Origin of the sequence: Kribbella pittospori (genome assembly GCF_004331465.1) — a bacterium.
Taxonomy (GTDB): Bacteria; Actinomycetota; Actinomycetes; order Propionibacteriales; family Kribbellaceae; genus Kribbella; species Kribbella pittospori.
On record NZ_SJKB01000001.1, the window covers coordinates 1,195,788 to 1,216,884 of the forward strand.

General features: G+C 69.2%; 25 protein-coding genes. 19 read left to right on the forward strand and 6 right to left on the reverse strand.

Annotated features, from left to right (window positions below; translation table 11 throughout):
* The 5 genes from E0H73_RS05445 to E0H73_RS05465 all read left to right on the forward strand — a co-directional run bounded on the left by E0H73_RS05445 (position 1) and on the right by E0H73_RS05465 (position 4,525).
* Positions 1-615 (forward strand): LURP-one-related family protein, encoded by a 615-nt coding sequence (locus E0H73_RS05445; RefSeq protein WP_238163816.1) that lies wholly within the window; start codon positions 1-3, stop codon positions 613-615.
* A 180-nt stretch (positions 616-795) separates the two neighbouring features.
* Complete coding sequence (locus E0H73_RS05450) at positions 796-1,839, forward strand: LolA family protein (RefSeq protein WP_238163817.1); 1,044 nt, start codon at positions 796-798, stop codon at positions 1,837-1,839.
* 1 nt (position 1,840) lies between these two features.
* Complete coding sequence (locus tag E0H73_RS05455) at positions 1,841-2,812, forward strand: ABC transporter ATP-binding protein (RefSeq protein WP_165555493.1); 972 nt, start codon at positions 1,841-1,843, stop codon at positions 2,810-2,812.
* On the forward strand, positions 2,799-3,653 hold the full coding sequence (locus tag E0H73_RS05460) for an ABC transporter permease (protein WP_131352055.1): 855 nt from the start codon (positions 2,799-2,801) through the stop codon (positions 3,651-3,653). Before E0H73_RS05455 ends, E0H73_RS05460 begins: the two co-directional genes overlap by 14 nt.
* Positions 3,654-3,682: 29 nt before the next feature.
* A complete protein-coding gene (locus tag E0H73_RS05465; protein WP_131352058.1) occupies positions 3,683-4,525 on the forward strand; it encodes a putative RNA methyltransferase in 843 nt (280 codons plus the stop codon).
* Between the two features lie 39 nt (positions 4,526-4,564).
* Here the strand turns inward: E0H73_RS05465 and E0H73_RS05470 are convergent, their stop codons facing one another.
* On the reverse strand, positions 4,565-5,233 hold the full coding sequence (locus tag E0H73_RS05470) for an FMN-dependent NADH-azoreductase (protein WP_131352061.1): 669 nt from the start codon (positions 5,231-5,233) through the stop codon (positions 4,565-4,567).
* Between the two features lie 111 nt (positions 5,234-5,344).
* On the opposite strand from E0H73_RS05470, the gene E0H73_RS05475 reads away from it, so the two are divergent.
* Positions 5,345-5,905: a MarR family winged helix-turn-helix transcriptional regulator gene (locus E0H73_RS05475; RefSeq protein ID WP_131352064.1), complete on the forward strand. Its 561-nt coding sequence runs from the start codon at positions 5,345-5,347 to the stop codon at positions 5,903-5,905.
* 12 nt (positions 5,906-5,917) lie between these two features.
* On the opposite strand, the gene E0H73_RS05480 is transcribed toward E0H73_RS05475, so the two are convergent.
* On the reverse strand, positions 5,918-6,574 hold the full coding sequence (locus E0H73_RS05480; RefSeq protein WP_131352067.1) for a response regulator transcription factor: 657 nt from the start codon (positions 6,572-6,574) through the stop codon (positions 5,918-5,920).
* A 1-nt stretch (position 6,575) separates the two neighbouring features.
* Positions 6,576-7,892, reverse strand: coding sequence for a sensor histidine kinase (locus E0H73_RS05485; protein ID WP_238163818.1), 1,317 nt, complete (start codon positions 7,890-7,892; stop codon positions 6,576-6,578).
* A gap of 382 nt (positions 7,893-8,274) precedes the next feature.
* Between E0H73_RS05485 and E0H73_RS05490 the strand changes: the two genes are divergently transcribed.
* From E0H73_RS05490 to E0H73_RS05550, 13 genes are all read left to right on the forward strand, one after another.
* Entirely contained in the window at positions 8,275-9,300 is a 1,026-nt protein-coding gene (locus E0H73_RS05490) for an ABC transporter substrate-binding protein (protein WP_131352070.1), read from the forward strand.
* 9 nt (positions 9,301-9,309) lie between these two features.
* Positions 9,310-10,128 carry an ABC transporter ATP-binding protein gene (locus E0H73_RS05495; protein ID WP_131352073.1) on the forward strand — a complete coding sequence of 273 codons (819 nt, stop codon included), beginning with the start codon at positions 9,310-9,312 and terminating at the stop codon, positions 10,126-10,128.
* Complete coding sequence (locus E0H73_RS05500; RefSeq protein ID WP_131352076.1) at positions 10,125-10,904, forward strand: ABC transporter permease; 780 nt, start codon at positions 10,125-10,127, stop codon at positions 10,902-10,904. Before E0H73_RS05495 ends, E0H73_RS05500 begins: the two co-directional genes overlap by 4 nt.
* Positions 10,905-10,911: 7 nt before the next feature.
* Positions 10,912-12,000 (forward strand): Ldh family oxidoreductase, encoded by a 1,089-nt coding sequence (locus E0H73_RS05505; protein WP_131352078.1) that lies wholly within the window; start codon positions 10,912-10,914, stop codon positions 11,998-12,000.
* Positions 12,000-12,395: a RidA family protein gene (locus E0H73_RS05510; RefSeq protein WP_131352080.1), complete on the forward strand. Its 396-nt coding sequence runs from the start codon at positions 12,000-12,002 to the stop codon at positions 12,393-12,395. The genes E0H73_RS05505 and E0H73_RS05510 overlap by 1 nt, the downstream gene beginning before the upstream one ends.
* A 51-nt stretch (positions 12,396-12,446) precedes the next feature.
* Entirely contained in the window at positions 12,447-13,280 is an 834-nt protein-coding gene (locus E0H73_RS05515; RefSeq protein ID WP_238163819.1) for a fumarylacetoacetate hydrolase family protein, read from the forward strand.
* Positions 13,277-14,005 (forward strand): GntR family transcriptional regulator, encoded by a 729-nt coding sequence (locus E0H73_RS05520; RefSeq protein ID WP_131352086.1) that lies wholly within the window; start codon positions 13,277-13,279, stop codon positions 14,003-14,005. The genes E0H73_RS05515 and E0H73_RS05520 overlap by 4 nt, the downstream gene beginning before the upstream one ends.
* A complete protein-coding gene (locus E0H73_RS05525; RefSeq protein WP_131352089.1) occupies positions 14,002-14,730 on the forward strand; it encodes an SDR family NAD(P)-dependent oxidoreductase in 729 nt (242 codons plus the stop codon). Before E0H73_RS05520 ends, E0H73_RS05525 begins: the two co-directional genes overlap by 4 nt.
* Before the next feature lie 3 nt (positions 14,731-14,733).
* On the forward strand, positions 14,734-16,293 hold the full coding sequence (locus E0H73_RS05530) for an FAD-dependent monooxygenase (protein WP_131352092.1): 1,560 nt from the start codon (positions 14,734-14,736) through the stop codon (positions 16,291-16,293).
* Positions 16,290-16,679: a cupin domain-containing protein gene (locus E0H73_RS05535; protein WP_131352095.1), complete on the forward strand. Its 390-nt coding sequence runs from the start codon at positions 16,290-16,292 to the stop codon at positions 16,677-16,679. Before E0H73_RS05530 ends, E0H73_RS05535 begins: the two co-directional genes overlap by 4 nt.
* A 1-nt stretch (position 16,680) precedes the next feature.
* Entirely contained in the window at positions 16,681-17,580 is a 900-nt protein-coding gene (locus tag E0H73_RS05540; protein ID WP_131352098.1) for an amidohydrolase family protein, read from the forward strand.
* Positions 17,581-17,641: 61 nt separating this feature from the next.
* Positions 17,642-18,586, forward strand: a complete 945-nt coding sequence (locus tag E0H73_RS05545) for a quinone oxidoreductase family protein (RefSeq protein ID WP_131352100.1) — start codon at positions 17,642-17,644, stop codon at positions 18,584-18,586.
* Positions 18,587-18,648: 62 nt separating this feature from the next.
* Entirely contained in the window at positions 18,649-19,341 is a 693-nt protein-coding gene (locus E0H73_RS05550; protein WP_131352103.1) for a GntR family transcriptional regulator, read from the forward strand.
* Here E0H73_RS05550 and E0H73_RS05555 read toward each other — a convergent pair.
* From E0H73_RS05555 to E0H73_RS05565, 3 genes are read right to left on the reverse strand one after another with little or no spacing between them, the layout of a single operon-like run.
* The gene (locus E0H73_RS05555; protein ID WP_131352106.1) at positions 19,338-20,054 is read right to left on the reverse strand and encodes a PIG-L family deacetylase; all 717 of its coding nucleotides are present in this window, start codon (positions 20,052-20,054) and stop codon (positions 19,338-19,340) included. The genes E0H73_RS05550 and E0H73_RS05555 overlap by 4 nt on opposite strands.
* A 7-nt stretch (positions 20,055-20,061) precedes the next feature.
* Positions 20,062-20,526 carry a PPOX class F420-dependent oxidoreductase gene (locus E0H73_RS05560; protein WP_131352109.1) on the reverse strand — a complete coding sequence of 155 codons (465 nt, stop codon included), beginning with the start codon at positions 20,524-20,526 and terminating at the stop codon, positions 20,062-20,064.
* A 20-nt stretch (positions 20,527-20,546) separates the two neighbouring features.
* Positions 20,547-21,080 (reverse strand): hypothetical protein, encoded by a 534-nt coding sequence (locus E0H73_RS05565; RefSeq protein WP_131352112.1) that lies wholly within the window; start codon positions 21,078-21,080, stop codon positions 20,547-20,549.
* Positions 21,081-21,097: the final 17 nt, after the last annotated feature.

Sequence of the window (21,097 nt, forward strand, 5' to 3'; positions counted from 1 at the left end):
ATGACTGTTCCTCCTGAGGACCCAGCCCCGATGTACGTGCCCGCGTTCTCGATGAAGCAGCGGGTCACGCTGATGGCGAACAAGTACGAGCTGATCGCGACCAACCCGGACGGCTCCGACGGGCCGCTGCTGGCGTTCGCGCAGCAGAAGCGGATGGCGTTCAAGGAGCAGGTCACGTTCTACACCGACGACACCAAGACCCGGCCGGTGTTCTCGTTCAAGGCGCGCAAGACGATCGACCTGGGCTCGGGGTACGACGTGACGGACGCCGACGGCCAGCCGATCGGCTGGTTCAAGAAGGAGTTCGGCAAGAGCCTGCTGCGGTCCAGCTGGCAGCTGAGCGCCGGCCATGTGCACACGACCGGGACGGAGCGTAACCCCACGATCGCGATCGTCCGCCGGCTCTGGGACTTCGTGCCGTTCATCGGCGAGATCCCGCTGCCGTTCATCTTCCACTTCGACTTCACCGACGTGAACAGCGGTCAGCCGGTACTGTCGGTGGAGCGCAGGCTCTCGGTCCGGGACCGCTACCGGATCACGGTCCACGACCCGCGCCTGGACTTCCGCGTGGCCGCCGCGATGACCGTGGCCCTGGACGCGCTGCAGAGCCGTTGAGCCGCCGTACCAGGCCCGGCGTACGACCCAGGTCGTACGCCGGGCTCACTCTTTTGGGTGAACCCACCCTGAGACCTCTTGGTTCCGCCGCGACGCGGTGCGAGTCTTGACTACATGGGCGTAACGCAGCGCAGTCGACGGTGGTTGGTTCCGGTCACGGCAGTCGCGGTGGTGGCAGGTGTGGGGGCACTCGGTCCAGTGGTCGCGGACGCCTCCCCGAAGCTGCCCGGCATCACGGCGCAGGATCTGCTCGCCAAGGTGCAGACGGCCAAGGTCGACGGTCTGAGCGGCACGGTCCGCTCGTCCGCGGATCTCGGCCTGCCCGCGATCCCTGGTGTCGAGGGCGGCAACCAGCTTTCCGACCTGCTCAGTGGTCAGCACACGGCCCGCGTCGCGTTCGCCACCCCGGACAAGGCTCGGGTGTCCGTCCTGGACAACCAGGCCGAGCGGGTCTGGACGACCGACGGCAAGTCCGCCTGGGCGTACGACTCGTCCCGGCGTGAGGCCGTCAAGCTGACCCTGCCGGCGCGCTCCGCGAAGCCGGACAAGCCCCAGGTCGCCCCGAAGAACTACGACCCGCAGGCGGTCGCGGAGCAGTTCCTGGACGCGATCGACCCGACCACCAAGGTCGAGGTGAGCGGCACGGAGAAGGTCGCCGGCCGGGACGCCTACAAGCTGCGCCTGGTGCCGAAGACGGACCGTACGACGGTCGGCTCGGTGACGCTGGCGATCGACTCGAAGACGTACGTCCCGCTCGACGTGACCGTGATGCCGCGGACCGGCAACGACCCGGCCGTGGAACTCGGCTTCTCGTCGGTCTCGTTCAACGTACCGGGGGCGAGCACGTTCACCTTCACCCCGCCCAAGGGTGTGAAGGTGACGGACAAGAAGGTGCCCGCGACGCGCGAGACCCCGCACCCGGTGAAGCCGCCGACGGCGGTCGCGCCGAAGGGTGAGAAGGCGCCGGCTCAGCGCGGCGACAAGCCGACCGTGCTCGGCACCGGCTGGGAGAGCGTGGTGATGGTCCGCGGCGTGAAGACCACCGGCAACGGCCCGGTCGACCAGTTGCTCGCCAACGCTCGTACGGTCCAGGGGTCCTGGGGCAAGGGCAAGATCCTGACCAGCAAGATGGTCAGCGCTCTGATCACCGACGACGGCCGCGTCTTCGCCGGTCTGGTCACCCCCGACACCCTGCAGGCTGCCGCAGCCAAGGCTCCCCGCTGACGTGACGACCCCGCAGGAGCCGCCGCCACCCGCGGCATCGGCCGCCCCACCCATCGTGACGCGGGGACTGACGAAACGCTTCCGGGGTGGTCAGGTGGCGGTGGACACCGTTGACCTGGAGGTCCCCGCGGGGAGCGTGTTCGGGTTCCTCGGGCCGAACGGGTCCGGGAAGACGACGACGATCCGGATGCTGCTGGGGCTGATCGCGCCGAGCTCGGGGTCGGTCGAGCTGCTCGGCGAATCGATGCCGAAGGCCCAGCTGAAGGTCTTGCCGCGGGTAGGCGCGCTGGTCGAAGGGCCGGCGTTCTACCCGTTCTGGACCGGGCAGGCAAACCTGCTGCGCTTCGACGCGGCCGACCGGACCGCCGACCCGCGCACGCGTAAGGCCCGTGCGGCCGAAGCGCTCGAGCGGGTCGGCCTGTCCAATGCCGCAGGCAAGAAGGTCCGGGCGTACTCGCTCGGCATGCGCCAGCGGCTGGCCATCGCGGTCGCGCTGATGCAGCGTCGCGACCTGCTGGTGCTGGATGAACCGACCAACGGCCTCGACCCGCAAGGCACCCGCGAGGTCCGGAACCTGATCCGCGAGCTGGCGAGCGACGGCACCACGGTCTTCACTTCGACCCATCTGCTGGCCGAGGTCGAGCAGGTCTGCACACACGCGGCCGTGATGAGCCGCGGCAAACTGGTCCGCCAGTCGACGGTGGCCGACCTGCGCGCCGAGCTCCGTCCCCGTCTGGTCGTGCGTACGCCGGACCTCGCGCAGGCAGCCGAGACCCTCAAGAGCCTCGGCGCCACCGATCTGAAGACCACCGAGGAGACCGTCGAAGGCGACTCCGGCGACCTCCCGATCGACAAGTTCGCGGCGGCCCTGGTCGCCGCCGATGTTCGCATCCACGGCTTCGGGCTGGAACGGCCCAGCCTGGAGGAGGCGTTCGTCGCGCTCACGGGGGAGGGGTTCGATGTCGCTGAGTAGCACTGTCGAGGGCGGACGGCGGGTGACGGCTGGCCAGCACACGCTCGGTCTGTTCCGCTCGGAGCTGCGCCTCGTCTTCGGACGGGCCCGCACTCAGGCCGGACTCGGCGTCCTCGCCGCGGTCCCGCTGCTGATCGGGATCGCGATCAAGCTCTCCGGCTCCGACGGCGACGCCGAGGGGTTCCTCGGTCAGGTCGCCGGCAACGGCCTGTTCCTGATCGTCGCGAGCCTCGGCCTCTCCCTGCCGTTCTTCCTGCCGACCGCGGTGACCGTGATCTCGGGCGAGTCCCTGGCCGGTGAGGCCAGCCTCGGCACGTTGCGCACCATGCTCACTGCACCGGCCGGACGCAGCCGGCTGCTCGCGGCCAAGATGGTCGCCCTCGCGGTGTTCTGCCTGGCCGCGACGATGACGATCTGGATCTCCGGGCTGATCGTCGGCTTCATTCTTTTCCCGGTCGGCGACGTACTCCTGCTGTCCGGTACGACGGTCTCGCTGGGGGAGGGCCTGTTCCGCGCTCTCCTGATCGCGGTCGTGATCTCGCTGTCGCTGCTCGGGCTGGCCGGGATCGGCCTGTTCGTGTCGTCGCTCACGGCGACCCCGCTGGCCGCGATGGCGGCGACGTTCGGCGCGTTCATCGTGCTCGGCATCATGACGGCGATCCCGCAGTTGCACGCGATCCATCCGTGGCTGCTGATGTACCGGTGGCAGTCGTTCGCCGACCTGCTCCGAGATCCGCCGTACTGGCATGAGATCGTCCGCAACCTGCTCGTGCAGGGTGCCTATCTGGTCGTCTTCTACACGGCCGCCTGGGCGCGCCTCACCAGCCGGGACATCACCTGACTCACCCGGGACACTGAGACACTGGGTCGGTGGATGCCGACCTGGTCGCCGTACTGCGCTGTCCCGTCTGCGCGGACGCACTCGCCCTGACCGACCGTACGGCGCGCTGCCCGCAAGGGCACGCGTACGACCTGGCCAAGCAGGGCTACCTCAATCTGTTGCCCTCGGCATCCACCGGGATCGACGGCGACTCGGCCGCGATGGTCGGCGCCCGTACGGTGTTCCTCGGCGGCGGGCACTACACCCCGATCCGGGACGCGCTGATCCTCAACGCCGCCGCGAGTCTGCAGCCGGACGGCGAGGAACTGATCGTCGAGGTGGGCGCCGGCACCGGTTACTACCTCGCCGGTGTCGTGGGTGCGTCTGCCGCCCGCCGCGGCCTCGCCCTGGACGTCTCCAGGTACGCCGCCCGTCGCGCAGCCAAGGTGGATCGGCGGATCGGATCCGTGGTGTGCGACGCGTGGCAGCAGTTGCCGCTGATGGACAACTCGGCCCACCTGATGCTGAACGTGTTCGCCCCGCGCAACGCCGCTGAGATGGCGCGGGTCCTCGCGCCGGGTGGTTCGCTGCTGGTGGTGACCCCGAATCAGGAGCACCTCGCCGAACTGGTCGGCGTACTCGGGCTCGTCACCGTTGACGAAGACAAGGAGCGCCGGCTGCACGAGTCACTCGGCGGTGCGTTCGTGAACACCGGCCGGGAGGTCGTCGAGGAGACGATGCGGCTCGACCGGGGTGCGGTAGAGCAGTTGGTGCTGATGACGCCGAGTGCGCGTCATCTGAACTATCGCGAGCTGGCGCAGCGGATCGCCGTACTGCACGAACCTTCGATGGTCACGCTGTCGGTCACGCTGTCGACCTGGCAGCTCGCCTGATCCGATGCCGGCTAGCACGGCACCGCACCAGGCTCGCCCTCAGGCCGCGTTGGCGATGAGTTCGCGGGCCACCACGGTGCCGTGTTGCTCGGCAGTGACCCGGGCCTCGGACTCGGAGACCTTGGATGCGTCGACGAGCTCCTCCATGCCCGGGGTGACCGGGGCCAGGGTGAGTTCGGCGGCGGCGGTGCGGATGTTCATGCCGAAGATGTCGGCGAAGACCCGCTCGAGGTACGGCGTGGCGTGGTCCCAGCCGTGCTTCGGGGTGCCGGGGCTGTAGCCGCCGCCCCGGGCGAGGGTGAAGATGACCGGCCGACCCGCGGTCCCACCGTTGCCGCGGACCAGCTCCTGGTCGATCAGCAGCAGGTCGATCCAGGTCTTCACGTTGTTGGCGATGCCGTAGTTGTACAGCGGGACGGCGAGCAGGATGGCGTCCGCGGTCTTGACCTCGTTCGCGAGCTGCTCGGCGAGGGCCTTCGCCTCCGCCAGCGGGGTGCGGTCGGCCCCTTCGGCGGGCGTGGCGCCCACCTGGGCCGCGGCCAGCGTCGGCCAGACGGTCGACGGCAGCGGGTGCAACCCGAGATCGCGGCGGACCACGATGCCGTCCGGGTGCTCCGCCTTCCAGGCCGCCTCGGCGCTGTCCGCCAGAGCGCGGCTCACCGATCCTTCGACCCGGATGCTGGCGTCGACGCGTAACAGGGTGGTCATTCGTTTCTCCATCTGATGGGGGGCGGCTCATTACGAGCTGTTCTGAAGATAATCTGTTGAGCAGAACATATTCAAGTTAGATCGTATTCCGAGTGGCGTACACCACGTACGATGGGAGCCGTGACCAGTACTTCGCCCGAGGTCGGGACCCGCGCAGCCAGAGGAGCGCCGCACCGGAGCGCCAGCGGTGCGCCGGTCGAGACGGACCTCGGCTGGGCGCTGGGCGTCGTCTTCCGGCGCTACGCGAAGGCGGCCGCCGCCGTGCTCGACGACGTACCGGGTGGCCCGCGCGGCTACCAGGTGCTGGCGACCGCGCATGGGGACGGCCCGAAGCGGCAGCTCGACCTGGCGGCCCAGCTCGGCGTGGACCGGACCGTGATGACGTACCTGCTGGACGACCTCGAGAAGGCCGGCCTGGTTCAGCGCCAGCCGGACCCGGCCGATCGCCGAGCGCGGCTGATCGTGGCAACCGAGCAGGGCCGGGAGACGCTGTGTGAGCTGGAGGAGCGACTGGCGACGGCCGAGGACGAGGTCCTCGGCAGCCTGGAGGACTCCGAGCGCGCCAGCTTCCGGATGCTCCTGCAGCGGGTGGCGGTCAAGGCCGACACCGTCGACCCGCTGCACAACGCCTGTGTCCTCGCCGACGAGAACGTGGATCCGGCCGACACCTGATCGGCCAAAGGGTCAGTGCAGCGGGACGAAACCCGACTCGTAGGCCCGGATGACGGCCTGGGTGCGGTCCCGGGCGTTCAGCTTGGCGAGGACGTTCGCCACATGGGTCTTGACGGTCTGCAGGCCGAGGATGAGCTCCGTGGCGATCTCCGCGTTCGACAGTCCGCGCGCCATCAAACGCAGTACCTCTTGCTCCCGTTCGGTCAGCTGGTATTCGTCCAGGCCGGTCGGTCGCGGCGACCGCCCTCCTGCATGGGCCTGGGCCAGCGCGCGGACTGCCTCGGGGAACAGCAGTGACTCGCTCCCGGCGACCGTGCGGATCGCCGCGATGATGTCGTCCGGCGGGGTCCGCTTGAGCAGGAACCCGGACGCTCCCGCGCGCAGGGCGTCGTACACGTAGTCGTCGTTCTCGAACGTCGTCACCACCAGCACGCGGGGCGCCGGGTCGAGGTTCTCCAGGAGCAGCCTGGTCGCCTGGATCCCGTCCACGGCGGGCATCCGGACATCCATCAGCACCACATCGGCGCCGGTACGGCGGACGACCGGCAGCACCTCCGCGCCGTCACCGGCCTCACCCACCACTGTGAGATCGGGCTCGGCGTTGATGATGGCGCGCAGCCCGCTGCGGATCAGCGGCTCGTCGTCGACCACGACCACCGACAGATTCATGTCATCCCTTCGTCGTCACGGCGACCGGCAAGGTCACGGCCAGCCGCCAGAGCGGCCCGTCCAGACCAGCAGCCACGGTGCCCTGCAGTACGGCGACCCTTTCACGGATACCGGCCAGACCACGGCCACCGCCCGCGTGATCCGACGTGCCGCTCACCGGGTTCGTCAGCTCGAGGCGGAGACCGGACCCGTCCAGCCGGATGGAGAGATCGATCGTGAGCTCGCCGGCTCGGTGGCCGGCGTGGCGGATCGCGTTGGTGAGGCCCTCCTGGACGATCCGGTAGGCCTCCCGGGAGACCGCTGCCGGCAGTCGGTCCAGGTCGCCGTTCCGCCGTACATCGACCGTGATGCCGCCGGCCCGGGTGGCGTCGACCAGCCGGTCGAGGTCGCCGAGGGTCGCCTGCGGCGTCGTCTGTGACCCGGGGCGCCGGTCGTCGCGGAGGAGGCCGAGCACGTGGTCGAGCTCGGCCAGCGCGGACCGGGCGGACGTCTCCATCGCGGCCAGCGCCGTCTCGGCGAACTCCGGATCGGTCGACAGCACCCGGCGTGCCGCGGCGGCCTGGATGGTGACGAGGCTGAGCGCGTGCCCGACGCTGTCGTGCAGCTCGCGGGCCAAACGGTTGCGCTCGGCAAGTGTCGCCGTACGGCGCTCGAGCAGCTCGATGCGCTCGGCGGCCGTCGGCCCGAGCACGCGTGGGGCCAAGTGGGCGAGCAGGGCACCGACTGCGGCGGAGAGCAGGAACAGGCCGACGATCCCGCCCACTGCCGCGGCAGGCAGCCACAGATCGCCCCAGCCACCAGTGACCTCGTACGTCCAGCCCGGCACGATGTCCCGCGTACCGGGGGAGCGGAACGGCACCGCGAGCCAGATCGCTCCGACGCCGAACACGATCGTGCTGAGAACGCCGATCGCGCCACCCGCGACCAGATGCAGGCAGAACCAACTCGCCGTACGGCGGCGCTGCGGCCAGGTCCGGGCCGGGCCGAGCGGCCGCTCCTCGAACCGGACGCCGAGCAGCGACTCGACCGCGATCCCCTCGACCTCGCGGACCGCGGGCAGTACGCCGAGGGCGATCGGCGGACCGGCCGCGATCACCGCGATGACGATGCCGATGGCAACTTTCGGCAGCTGGAGGTCCTGGGCCACCGCGACCAGCGCACTGTCGACCAGGATGAACGCGAGCACCAGGGCCGCACCCAGCAGCAGGTAGACCCAGCGCAGGTACGTCGACGCCCGGCCGAGGCTGGTCACCGCATGCAGAAGGGCGGGCGCCCCACGCACGGGACGCGCCGATCCGCGCACCAGCCCGTTCGCCACTCCTCCATGGTGTCAAACGCCCGGGCCGGAGACCTCCCTCCGGGGAGTGAGCACCGCAACATGCCGCTCACCCGTGGGTTCTGGTTCCGGTTACGTGCCGTGCGTCACTCGAAACTGACGGTTTACACAAATTTGACACCGAACGGACAGTTTCGGAGCCTGCGGCCGTCGCGATCTGCTGTCCGGGCAGGTACGGTCTGTGGTCGGGGCGGGATGCCTGTCCACCACGGACAGGCAGGGGGAAACGGCTCCAGGACGGGTGGCCGGAGGGCTCTGCGGGGACCTGGCACGGGGACGTAAAGTCCCGGTGAAGTCGCCGAAGGCCGATTGACCACCTTTCTGCATTTGATGTTTGATCAAATATCGGACGAGAGAGGTCGATATGAGGTTGAGGCGTTCCGTCATCGCGTTGGTGGCGGTCCTGGGGCTCGCCCTGGTCAGCGCGTGCAACAACGACGATGAGGGAAAGCAGGCCGACAGCGGCGGCCTGACGAAGGTCAGCTACCTGACCTCCTTCAACACCTTCGGCCGGGAGGCCTACGCCTACGTGGCCCTGGAGAAGGGCTACTTCAAGGACGCCGGCTTCGACGTCACGATCAACCCGGGCTCCGGCACGGTCGACGTGATGAAGCTGGTGGCCGGCGGTCAGGCCGACTACGGCATCGGTGACTTCACCGGCGCCGTCATCACCCTGGGCAAGCAGAAGCTGCCGGTGACCACGGTCGGGATGATCCACCAGCGCTCGCTGGCCGCGATCGTCTCGCTGGACGGCTACGGCATCACCAAGCCGCAGGACCTGGTCGGCAAGTCCGTGGGCGACCAGCCGGGCTCGACCAACACGGTGATGTTCCCGGTCTACGCCAAGGCAGCCAAGATTCCCGCCGACAAGACCGACTTCATTCCGTCCCCGCCGCCGGCGTTGCCGCAGTTGCTCGCGTCCGGGAAGGTGCCGGCGATCGGCCAGTTCGTGGTCGGCGTACCGCTGGTCGAGAAGGCGGACCCGAAGCACCGCAAGGCCGTCGTACTGCCCTATGGCGATGTTCTGCCGGACCTGTACGGCAACGCGATCATCACCCGGACCGACCTGGCCAAGGACCACCCGGACCAGGTGAAGAAGTTCACCGCCGCGCTGCTCAAGGGCCTGCAGGACACCATCGACGACCCGGCCGCCGCCGCCGCGACCCTGAAGAAGTACGTGCCGCAGACCGACCTCGGCGTCGCCACCGAAGAGCTCAAGCTGATGAAGCCGTACGTCAAGCCGGACGGCTTCAACGACCCGCTCGGGTCGGTCGACCCGCAGCGGGTGCAGACGATCCTGAACCTGCTCGACGAGGCCGGCGCCATCAAGCCCGCGGGCTCGGTCAAGTCCGAGGATGTCGTCAGCATCGACCTCGCGCCGAAGAGCTGAATCCCGTCGATGATCCGGCTGGACGGTGTAGGGCAGGTCTTCAACGGACGCGAGGGCCAGATCACGGCCCTCGAGGGGATCGACCTGCACGTCCAGCAGAACGAGTTCGTCACGCTGATCGGCCGGTCCGGGTGTGGCAAGTCCACCCTGCTCCGGCTGATCGCGGGACTGATCTCACCGACGTCCGGCACCGTCCGGGTGGCGGGCGACCCCGTCACCCGGCCGCGCCGGGACGTCTCGTTCATGTTCCAGCGGCCGGCGCTGCTGCCGTGGCGGTCGGTGCTGTCGAACGTCATGCTGCCGATCGAGATCGACGGCGGCGAGGGCGATCGGGGCAAGGCGGCGTACCGCGACCGGGCCCAGCAGTTGCTGGAGCTGACCGGGCTGACCGGATTCGAGCGGCGGCTGCCGCACGAGCTGTCCGGCGGCATGCAGCAGCGCGTCTCACTGTGCCGGTCGCTGATCCGCGACCCGCAGGTGATGCTGATGGACGAGCCGTTCTCCGCGCTCGACGCGCTTACCCGGACCGAGCTGTCCGACGAGCTGCAGCGGATCAAGATGGAGCTGGACACGACGATCGTCTTCGTCACCCATTCGATCGAGGAGGCTGTGCTGCTGGCCGACCGGGTGGTCGTGCTGACTCCACGGCCGGGCCGGCTGCGCGAGGTCGTCGACATCGACATCCCGCGTCCGCGCAGCCTGGGCCAGAACGCGCACCTGACCGAGGTCGCGCGGATCAGTGGTCTGCTGCACGGTCTGCTCGCAGAGAAGGTCGCACCAGTTGAGGAGCCGGCGCCGCGGCAGGTGGACGAGGTGCGGCCGCGATGACCAAACGGTCCTGGCTGAAGGACTCGCCGGTCGCGGCGGTGCTGCTGCCGATCATCGGCCTGGCCGGTGCGATCGCGCTGTGGTGGCTGGCCACGATCGTGTTCGGGATCGAGTCCTACCTGTTGCCGAGTCCCAAGGACGTCGTCATCAGCTTCATGGACCAGCCGTCGTACCTGCTGACCGAGACCGGGACGTCGATCCTGGAGACGGTCGAGGGCTTCCTGCTGGCGATCGTGGTCGGCGTACCGATCGCGCTGCTGATCGTCCGGTCGGTGCTGCTGGAGCGGCTGGTGTACCCGCTGCTGCTGATGGTGAACGCGATCCCGAAGGTCGCGATCGCTCCGCTGCTGGTGGTCTGGATGGGCTTCGGTCAGTGGCCGAAGGTGGTCATGGTGCTGCTGGTCTGCTTCTTCCCGATCGTCATCTCGACCGCACAGGGGATGAAATCGACGCCGATCGAGCTGGTCGAGTTGCTCCGGTCGCTGAACGCGAGCCGGGCGCAGGAGTTCTTCAAGCTGCGGCTGCGGTACGCGATGCCGCAGATGTTCACCGGCCTGAAGGTGGCGATCTCGCTGGCGGTGATCGGTTCGGTGATCGCCGAATTCGTTGGCACGACCCACGGACTGGGCTACGTGATCTACCAGTCGGGTGCGAGTGCGGACACGCCGCTGGCGTTCGCCGCGATCACCCTGCTCAGCATCCTGAGCATCGTCTTGTTCTACATACTGGTCCTGCTGGAGCACCTGTTGCTGCCCTGGGCACAGGAATCGCGGTGAGCGCCCGGTGACCGCACAAGCCTCCGACGCCGACCGCCGGGTCCTGGTCCGGCCGGCCTGGCTGGAAGCCACCGTCTCGGCCGTCTTCACCGCGCTCGGCTTCGACCCGGCCGACTCCACCAAGATCGCGGCCGCCCTCGTCGAGGCGGACTTACGCGGAGTAAGTTCGCACGGCATCATGCTCGTCCCGATGTACGTCGAGCGCCTGAACGCCGGCGGCGTCACCCGGGAACGCGAGCTCGACATGCTGTACGACGCGGGTGCGGCGATGGTCGTGGACGCGCGCGGCGGGATGGGGCAACTGTCCAGCCCGCAGGCGATGGGCCACGCGATCGAGCGAGCCGGCCGCTACGGCCTCGGCCTGGTGTCGGTCCGCAACGCGCACCACTTCGGTGCGGCCAGCCGCTGGGCCATGCAGGCCGGGCAGGCCGGATGCATCGGCGTCGCGATGTCCAACACCACACCGCTGATGCCGGCGCCGGGTGGCGCCGAGCGGATTGTCGGCAACAACCCACTGGCGATCGCGGTGCCTACCTCGGCCGGGGTGGAGATCGTCCTCGACATGGCTCTGTCGGCGGTTGCCCTGGGCAAGATCCGGCTGGCCGCGTCGGCCGGACGGCCGATCCCGGAGACCTGGGCCACCGACCCGTCGGGCACGCCGACCACAGATGCCGAAGAGGCCGTCCTGGGCATGCTGCTGCCGGCAGCGGGGCACAAGGGCTTCGGTCTGGCGCTGATGATCGACGTACTGACCGGCGTACTGAGTGGTGGCGGCTGGGGCGACCAGGTCCGGCCGCTGTACCGGGAGCCGGACCGGCCGAACGACTGCGCGCATCTGTTCCTGGCCATCGACCCGGAGTTGATGGGTGGGGTGGAGAGTTTCCGGCGGCGCTCGTCGGGGCTGGCCGCGCGGGTGCGCGGGAGTGCGACCGCGCCAGGGGTGAACCGGCTGTACCTGCCGGGGGAGATCGAGGCGGAACGGGCAGCACACCAGCGGCGGCACGGCGTACTGATCGAGAGGTCGGGGCTGGACGCGCTGCTGGCGGCCGCACGGGCGGTCGGTGCCGTCGTTGCGGCGGGAGGGGTACTGAGCTGATGCCGAAGAAGCAGATCTCGACAGACACGCTGCACAGCCCGAACGGGGTGTTCTCACAGGCCACCACGATCGAGGCGACCGGGCGGCTGGTGTTCGTCTCCGGGATGACCGCCCGCCGTCCGGACGGCAGCATCGCCGGCGTCGGCGACGTCCGGGAGCAGACCCGGCAGGTGCTGGAGAACGTGCAGGCTGCGGTCCAGGCCGGCGGCGGCACACTCGCCGATGTCTGCCGGGTGGATGTGTACGTGCGCAACATGGAGGACTTCGCCAAGATCCACGAGATCCGGGCGCAGTACTTCGCCGAACCGCTGCCGGCCTCGACCATGGTCGAGGTCAGCAAGTTGGCGCATCCGGATTATCTGATCGAGATCAACGCGATCGCGGTGGTTTCATGACCGGGGGTGACTTAATGCGCGGCGTCGAGTGGACCTGAGATGCGGTACGTGATGGTTGAGCACGCGGGCCGGGAGCGGCCGGGCGTGCTCGACGGGAACTCGGTCCTGTTGCTGGAGGCAACGGACCTGACGGCGGTGATCGAGACCGGCGCCGTACCGTCGGGGGAGAAGATCCCTTATTCCGAAGGGTTGTTGCGGCCGCCGTTGCGGCGATTCCGCCGCGACATCCTGTGCACCGGGTGGAACTACTGGGACCACTTCGAGGAGAGCCGGGGCAAGCGCCAGGGCCAGGACGTGGACCGGCCGAAGCACCCGACGTTCTTCACCAAGGGTCCGGACGTGGTCATCGGCCCGTACGACGACATCGCCTGGGATCCGGCGATTTCGGTGCAGTGGGACTACGAGGCCGAGGTCGCTCTGGTGATCGGCAAGACCGGTCGGAGCATCCCGGTCGACCAGGCGCTCGACCATGTCTGGGGGTACACACTGGCCAACGACGTGTCCCAGCGCGACCTGCAACGGGCGCACGGCGGGCAGTGGCTGAAGGGGAAGAGCATCGACGCGACCATGCCGCTGGGCCCGTGGATCGTGACAGCCGACGAGCTGGGAGATCCGCAGGACGTGCAGCTGCAATGCCTGGTGAACGGTGAGGTGCGGCAGGACGCGTCGACGCGCCAGATGGCGTTCGACATCGCCACTCTGATCAGCGAACTCTCCTTCGGCATGACACTGCGACCCGGCGACCTATTGCTGACAGGCACACCGGCGGGTATCGGCAACGCGCGGGAGCCGCAGGTGTTCCTGCAAGAGGGTGACGTTGTGGTGACGCGGGCAGACAAGATCGGCGAGCTGCGCAACACCGTGGTCCGGCAGGTGCTGTCATGACCGGTTCACTCGAGCTCTTGCCCGGTGGCGGTCGCGGCGGGCGTCGTACCCTCGCCGAACATGCCGCCGCCGAGCTGCACCAGCTGATCCTGTCCGGAGAGCTCCCGAGTGGTACGCCGTTGCGCCTGGTGGAGCTGGCCAATCGGCTCGAGATGAGTCAGATGCCGGTCCGGGAAGGACTCCGGCGGCTGGAGGCGCTCGGACTGGTCGAGATCATCCCGCACCGCGGCGCGTGGGTCCGCGACCTGTCGCTGGAGGATCTGCGGGACACGCACGAGACCCGGCTGGCGTTGGAGAGCCTGGCGGTGCGTGCGGCGGCGGAGCGGTTCACCGAAGGAGACTTCCAGCGGGCCGCGGCCGCGTTGGCCGAGCACCTGCGGTTGTCGCGCGCGGAGGACTCGATCGGAGCCCGGCAGGCGCATGCGGACTTCCACTTCACGCTCTACCGGGCCAGCGGCTCGCAGTGGCTGGCCAGGGCGATCGAGCCGGTCTGGCAGAACAGCGAGCGGTACCGGTTCGGCAGCCGGCCGACCGATTTCCTGATCGAGCGGAACCGGCAGGAGCACCAGGCCATCCTGGACGCGTGCGTCGCCCGCGACTCGGACGCGGCGGAGCGGGCCCTGCGCAACCATCTGGCCGGCGCATTCCAGCGGATCACCGAGACCATGACGAGGCGGGCCGAGGGGAATCAGCGCGGCCCGTCGACCCAGAAGGAGACGTCATGAAGGTGAACTTCGACGGGACCGGCGAAGTCGTGGTGATCACCGGCGGCGCGCAGGGCATCGGTGCGGCGCTGGCGACAGCTGTCGACGCATGCGGTGGGACGGCGGTCATCTTCGATGTCGTGAAGCCGGCCGACGCCGCCGTGGAGTACGTCGAGGTCGACGTGGCCGACCGGTCGGCGGTGGAGTCGGCCGTCGCGTCCGTGCTGACCCGGCACGGGCGGATCGACGGTCTGGTCGCCGGAGCGGCAGTGCAGCCGCGGTCGCAGGTGCTGGACACGGATCCAGCGGAGTGGGCCCGGGCTCTGCAGGTCAACCTCGACGGTGTGGTCTGGGTGTGTCAGGCCGTCGTACCGCATCTGGTGGCCCAGCGGTCGGGATCGGTCGTCGTGTTCACGTCCGGCATGGCCGCGAGCGGTTATCCGGGTGCGTCGGCGTACGCGGCGAGCAAGGCGGCGCTGATCGCCTTCGCCAAGTCGCTGGCCGCGGAGGTGGCCGAGCACCGGGTCCGGGTGAACGTTGTCTCGCCAGGGGTGATCGACACCGAGCAGTTCCGCGGAGCGAACGCCGGTGCGGACCGGGACCACTGGCGCGACACCATAGGTATCGGCGACCCCGAGGACGTGGTCGGCCCGTTGCTGTTCCTGCTGTCCGACGCTGCGGCGATGACCGGGTCGATGCTGACCCGGGAACGCGCCTTTGCCAAGCTCACGAGCTTCGTGGAGTGATGTGTGACTGATCAGCTGCCTGTTGCGGTGGTGGGTGCCGGACCGATCGGCCTGACGACGGCCCTCGGCCTGGCCCACTACGGGGTCCCGTTCGTGCTGCTCGAGGAGGACGCCGTCCTGTCCTCCGACACCAAGGCCGGTACGACGCTCAGCCGGACCCTGGAGATCTGGAACCGGTACGGCGCCGTCGACGGCATCCTGGCGGCCGCGCTGCGGATCGACGAGATCGGCGACATCGACCGGGCCACCAACACGCCGCGGGCCTCGGTGCAGCTGGCCGAACTGGTCAACGACACCCAGTTCCCGTTCGTGATCAACCTGCCGCAGCAGAAGATGGAGCCGATCCTCGCGGCCGCACTGCCGCAGCCGGTCCTGACCCAGCACCGGATGACGTCGTTCGAGGTGCGCGACGACCGGGTCGTACTGCAGCTGGAGACGCCGGACGGGCCGCGTGAACTGGAGGCGTCGTACCTGCTCGCGTGTGACGGGGGCCGGAGCAAGATCCGGGACGCGCTCGGCGTGAAGGTGGTGGGGGAGACCCTGCCGGAGCGGTACATGCTGATCGACGTGGTGGTCGATCTGGATGTCGACAACGCGCGCGACTACCCGTACCTGGCGTACTTCGCGGACAAGTCCGAGTGGATGGTGCTGATCCGGCAGCCGGACAACTGGCGGTTCCTGTTCCCGCTCGGTCCGGGGACGGAGCCGCCGACCGACGAGGACATGTTGGTCAAGGTCAAGCAGTTCATCGGCGAGGTGGACCGGATCGAGCTGATGGGCTCGGTGGTCTACAACGTGCACCACCGGGTCGCCGAGCAGTGGACCGCGGACCGCAGGGTGTTCCTGATGGGCGATGCGGCACACCTGATCACACCGATGTGGGCGCTGGGTCTGAACACCGGCGCTCTGGACGCGTCCAACCTGCCGTGGCGGCTGGCCTGGGTACTGCGCGGCTGGGCCGATCCGTCGTTGCTGGACGGCTACGAGCAGGAGCAGCGCCCGGTCGCGATCAACGGCTCGGGTGAGATGGCCGAGGCCGCCCGCAAGTACATGTCGCACCAGCGTGGTGCCGTCACCGAGACTGCGGGCGACTGGGCGACGGCGTACAACCGCACGCTGCTCAGTGTCCGGCTGGACGTGGAGGGCACAGGGGACTGGTCGATGGTGGCCACCGCTGCGACGCCTCCCGCCGTACGGGCCGGTGACCGGGCGCCTGACCTCGTGCTGCAGAGCCCGACCGGTCGCGTGACGATTCACGACCTGTGCCGCGACTCGTTCGTCGCGCTGTACTTCACCGACGTACGGCGTCGTCCGGACATCCCGGTCAACGGCTCTCCGGCGTTGAAGCACTACGCCGTCTCCCGGTGGGACGCGCCGCACGACTCCGGTCTCCGGGACCGGTCCCTGTTCGACCCGGGCAGCATTGCCACGAACAGGTACGGCGTACCCGCGGAGAGCGTCGTACTGCTGCGGCCCGATGGCCACATCGCCGCGGTGGCTCCGATGGCCGCCGGTGTGGCCGAGGAGCTGTACACCCATGTGACCGGCCGGGAGGTCCCGTGAGCTTCGACGAGTCACTGCGGGAGGTGTTGCTGCAGACGGACGACCTGGAGTGGGTGGAGAAGTCGCTCGCCGGGTTGTCGCACAAGATGCTGTGGCGCGACCCGGAGACCGAGGCGTCGATCGCACTGGTGCGGTTCGAGAAGGGGTCGGGGATCCCGTCCGAGCACAAGCACGCGTCGAACCAGTTCATGTTCTGCCTGTCCGGACGGTACGTGTACCTGCCGACCGGGACCACGCTGACCAAGGGCAGCTTCTACTGGAACCCCAAGGGTGTGATGCATGGTCCGACCCGGGCCGAGGAGACCTCCATCCTGCTGGAGGTGTACGACGGTCCGCACTATCCGGAGCGCCCGTCGTTCTACGACAACGACGAGGACGCCCGCTGACATGGGTGGCTGGGACATCCACACCCACCTGATACCGCCGACCGTCCTGTCGGCGGCGTACAAGGGTGAGTTCGGGCTGGCCGTCGACAGCGGCTCGCTGGTGGTCGGCGAGGAGCGGCTGCCGCTCAAGCGCTTGGCGGACCCGGCCGCACTGCTGCACTGGATTGACGAGCAGGACCTGGACGGCGCAGTTGTGTCCGTGCCGCCCGCACTGTTCCGGTACGACGCCGGTGTCGAGTGGGCCGAGTTGGTCAACCAGGGCCTTCGTGAGCTCGCTACGCCGCAGTTGCGCGTGCTGGGCCACCTGCCGCTGCTGGACCCCGAGGCGCCGTCTGTGGCCGCGTCGCTGGCCGGTGAGGGCGTGTTCAGCGGCTTCGCCCTGGGTACGCCGAGCTACGCCGGCCTGGACCCGGTGTGGCGGGTGCTGGACGAAATCGAGGCTTTCACTCTTGTTCACCCGGGCCACAGTGACGACGAGCGGCTCCAGTCGTTCTACTTGACGAACCTGTTGGGGAATCCGTACGAGACCGGCCTGGCCGCGGCGTCACTGGTCTTCGCGGATGTGGTGGGCCGGTTTCCGGGGATCCGGTTCTGTTTGTGCCATGGGGGTGGGGTGACGGCAGCGGTGGCGGGGCGGTGGCAGCGTGGGATCGACCAGGCGCGGCCGGGCATCGTCGCGCCCTCCTTGCCGGTGGCCGACGCGTTGCGCCGGTTCTACGTGGACGACCTGGTGCACGACGAGGGAGTGCTGGAGCTGCTCGGGAAGACCTTCGGGGCGGAGCGGGTGCTGGCCGGGAGCGACTGGCCGTTCCCGATGGGCAGCGACGCGATCGCGGCCGCGCGAGCGACGGCGGCCGACGAGCTGACCAGGCCGCTGGCTCGGGAGGTTGTCGCTTCGTGAGACGCGCTCTTCGTCAGAGCGTGGGTGTGATCAGATATCAAATCGTGAACGGGGTAGAGGCATGAACGTACGGGGGACGGTCCTGCGAAGTCATGGGCCGGGACTGCAACTGAAGACCGAGGACATCGAACTGGTCGCGGGGCCGGGGGAGACGCTGGTCGAGATGCGGCTGGCCGCTGTGACCCAGCAGGACCGGTCGGTGCTGGCCGGCAAGCAGCCGACCCAGCCGTTCGTCCCGGGCTCGGAGGGTGCCGGTGTCGTGGTCGGCTCTGCCGGCCATGAGGCAGGGACTCCGGTGGTGATCCGCGGCGAGGGTATCGGCGTCACCAGGCCGGGCCTCTGGGGCAGGTACGCCGTCGTACCGGACGCCGCCGTACATCGTCTGCCTGCTGGGCTGGAGCCTGCGGCGGCTGTGACCCTGCTGACGCCCGCGCTGACCGCCCACACCGCAGTACGACGGGTGGCGGGCCTGCTCGAGGGTGAGTCGGTAGTGATCACCGGGATCGGCGGACTGGTCGGGCGACTGTGTGCTGCGGTGGCGCGGTCGGCCGGCGCATCGCGCGTGATCGGACTGGCGTGGGCCGGGGAGTCTGTCGATGCGGTGTCTGGGCTGGTCGACCAGATCGTGCGGGTTGACGAGTTGGGGCAGGTCGGCCGTGAACTGCAGTGGTGCGACGCGGCGATCGACACCGTTGGCGGTCCTGTGACCAGTGGGGTGCTCGGACACATCACTCCGGGCGGACGGATCGCCGTACTCGGTTACAAGGCCGGCGAGTTCACCACCATCGACCTGCACCAGCTGATCGGTCGGGACCTGCGGGTGCTGCCGGTGAACGTCCAGCGGACCACCCTCGAGCCCGGTGCGGTCAGTCAGGCGCTGGCGGACATCGCGCTCGCGCAACCGAGAGCGGACGCCGAACTGGTGGCGGCGGATCGCGTGGGCGAGGTTCTGGACGGGTCGACGTTCGGCGGACGCGTTCTGCTGGACCTCACGACGCTGAGCTGAGTGCCTGTACGGTTACCTCCCAGAGCTTGTCTGCGCTGAAGGAGAGAGGCAGCCCGTACCCGATGACCCGACGACTCGAGCTCACACCTGGGGGACCGACCGGCCGTCGTACTCTCGCCGAAGAAGCCGCTGCCGAGTTGCACGAACTGATCCTTTCCGGTGAGCTCCCGAGTGGTACGGCGCTCCGGCTGGAAGAGCTCGCCAAGCGGCTGGACATGAGCCAGATGCCGATCCGCGAAGGACTGCGGCGGATGGCGGCGCTCGGACTGGTCGAGATCGTGCCGCACAAGGGCGCGTGGGTGCGTGAGCTCTCGATGGAGGACCTGCGCGACACGCACCAGACCCGGCTCTCCCTGGAGACGCTCGCGGTCCGGGCGGCCGCGACCCGGTTCGCCGACTCGGACGCGACCCAGGCCCGCGACGCGCTGGCCGAGCACGTGCGGCTGTCGAAGCTCGGCGACAACATCGCGTCCCGGCAGGCGCACACCGAGTTCCACTTCGCCATCTACCGGGCCGGCGGATCCCGGTGGCTGCCGCGGGCGATCGAGCCGGTCTGGCAGAACAGCGAGCGCTACCGGTTCGGTTCCCGGCAGACGAAGGCACGGATCGAGCAGACCCGCCGCGAGCACCAGGCCATCCTCGACGCGTGCATCGCGCACGACGAGGAGGGCGCGGAGACGGCCCTTCGCGACCACCTGGAAGGCGCCATGCAGCGCATCAGCGAGACGATGGCCCGCCGCTCCGCCAAGCCCTAGGCGAGTACTTCGAACCGGTCCTGCTGCCAGCCGGACGCGTCGAAGACCGCTCTGAGGAGCAGTCCGTCGCCGCGGCCGCCGTACGTCGTGACGAGCTCGGGGAGAGGCTTGGTCCCGAGACCGTCGTAGTACTGGTCCATCGCGCGGCGCCGGGACAGCTCTGGTGCGCCGGAGATCTCCTCCAGGGCTCTGCTGTCGGGGCAGCCGACCACCTGTCCCGAGCCGACCTGCTCGTCCGGCAGCAGCCGCCGCACGAGCTCCTCGCCGGCGCGGACGTCCTCGGCGCGCAGCCGGGCTCCCAGAGTGCGGCACGGATGTCCCTGGACGGCGAGCTGCACCGCCCGGGAGACGGCGATGTGGTCCGGGTGACCGGTGAGGCCGTCGCTGCCGACGGTGAGGACCAGCTCGGGGGAGATGTCACGGACGGTCCTCTCGACCACTTCCGCGACCTCGCCCTGGTCAGCACTCGCCAGCGTCCGCGGTCCGTTCCTGCCGCCGTCGTCGATCCACTGACCGGACTCTCCGAGCCAGTCCCATTCGTCGATCCCGAGCAGCTCGCAGGAGCCGGTCAGCCGCTCGGCCGCCGTACCCATGCCCGGTGTGGCGACCCGGAGGACGACGCGCCAGCCGGTGGAGTTCAGCACCCAGGTCGCGGCGCCGGTGGCGAACACCTCGTCGTCCGGGTGGGCGTGGACTACGAGCGCCGTACGCATCTCGTGGTCAGTCGGCCAGCCGGGCCGGGAAGCCGCCTGTCGCGATCGGGCTCCAGCGCTCCGGGGTGATGCGGATCAGGCACTTGCCCTGCGTCCGCATGGCCTCGCGGTACTCGTCCCAGTCGGGGTGCTCACCGGAGATCGACCGGTAGTAGTCGACCAGCGGCTCGACTGCATCCGGCAGCTGGATGACCTCGCCCCGGCCGTCCACCTGCACCCACGCGCCGTTCCACTCGTCGGACAGCACGACCACACTGGTCCGCGGGTCGCGCTCCACGTTGGTGCTCTTGGCCCGCTCCGGGTACGACGAGATGACGATGCGGCCCTCGTCGTCGACGCCACCGGACACCGGCGACGCCTGGGGCGTACCGTCCGCGCGGGTGGTGATCAGCAGCATGTGGTGACGGGGCCGGACGAATTCCAGCAGCCCGTCCAGATCGGTCTTGGTGTTGGTGGCAATGGTCCTCGGCATGCCTCCCACCCTATGTTCGATCAGCGCACGGGAAGGTCCGCCGGGGTGATGAGTTGCTCCAGCTCGTCGTCGGTGAGCTGGTTGATCAGGTGCTTCGCGCGCTGCGCCTGCGGGGTCGTGGGGAGTACGCCGTCGAGCAGGTCGGGCAGAAGGAGCTCGTAGCCCGCGCGGGCGCGGGGTGAGTACCGGTGTCTGGTCCTGGCCACGGCGCTGGCGACCCGGATGGCGTGCTCGTTGCCCGCGGGTACGTCGGGCCGGTCCACCTCACGGGCGGCGAATCGGTAGCCGTTGGCGCGGTCGCAGCTCGTGCAGCCGGTCGGGCCTGCGCCCAGGCCGGAACCGCATTCCGGACAGGTCAGCTGCTTGAGCGCAGCGTCCACCACGCGCCACTCGAACTCGGAGGTGTCCTGCAGCACGACCTCGGCCAGTTCGCGCTCCTCCGGCGTACCTTGGTGGACGCCGGAATCCGAGCAGAACCGCTGCCAGGCGGCGTCGATACTGTCCTCGATCTGCTGCACAGCGGTGATGAACCGCGGATGATCGACCCGTCGCATGCCCGGGACACTAGCTG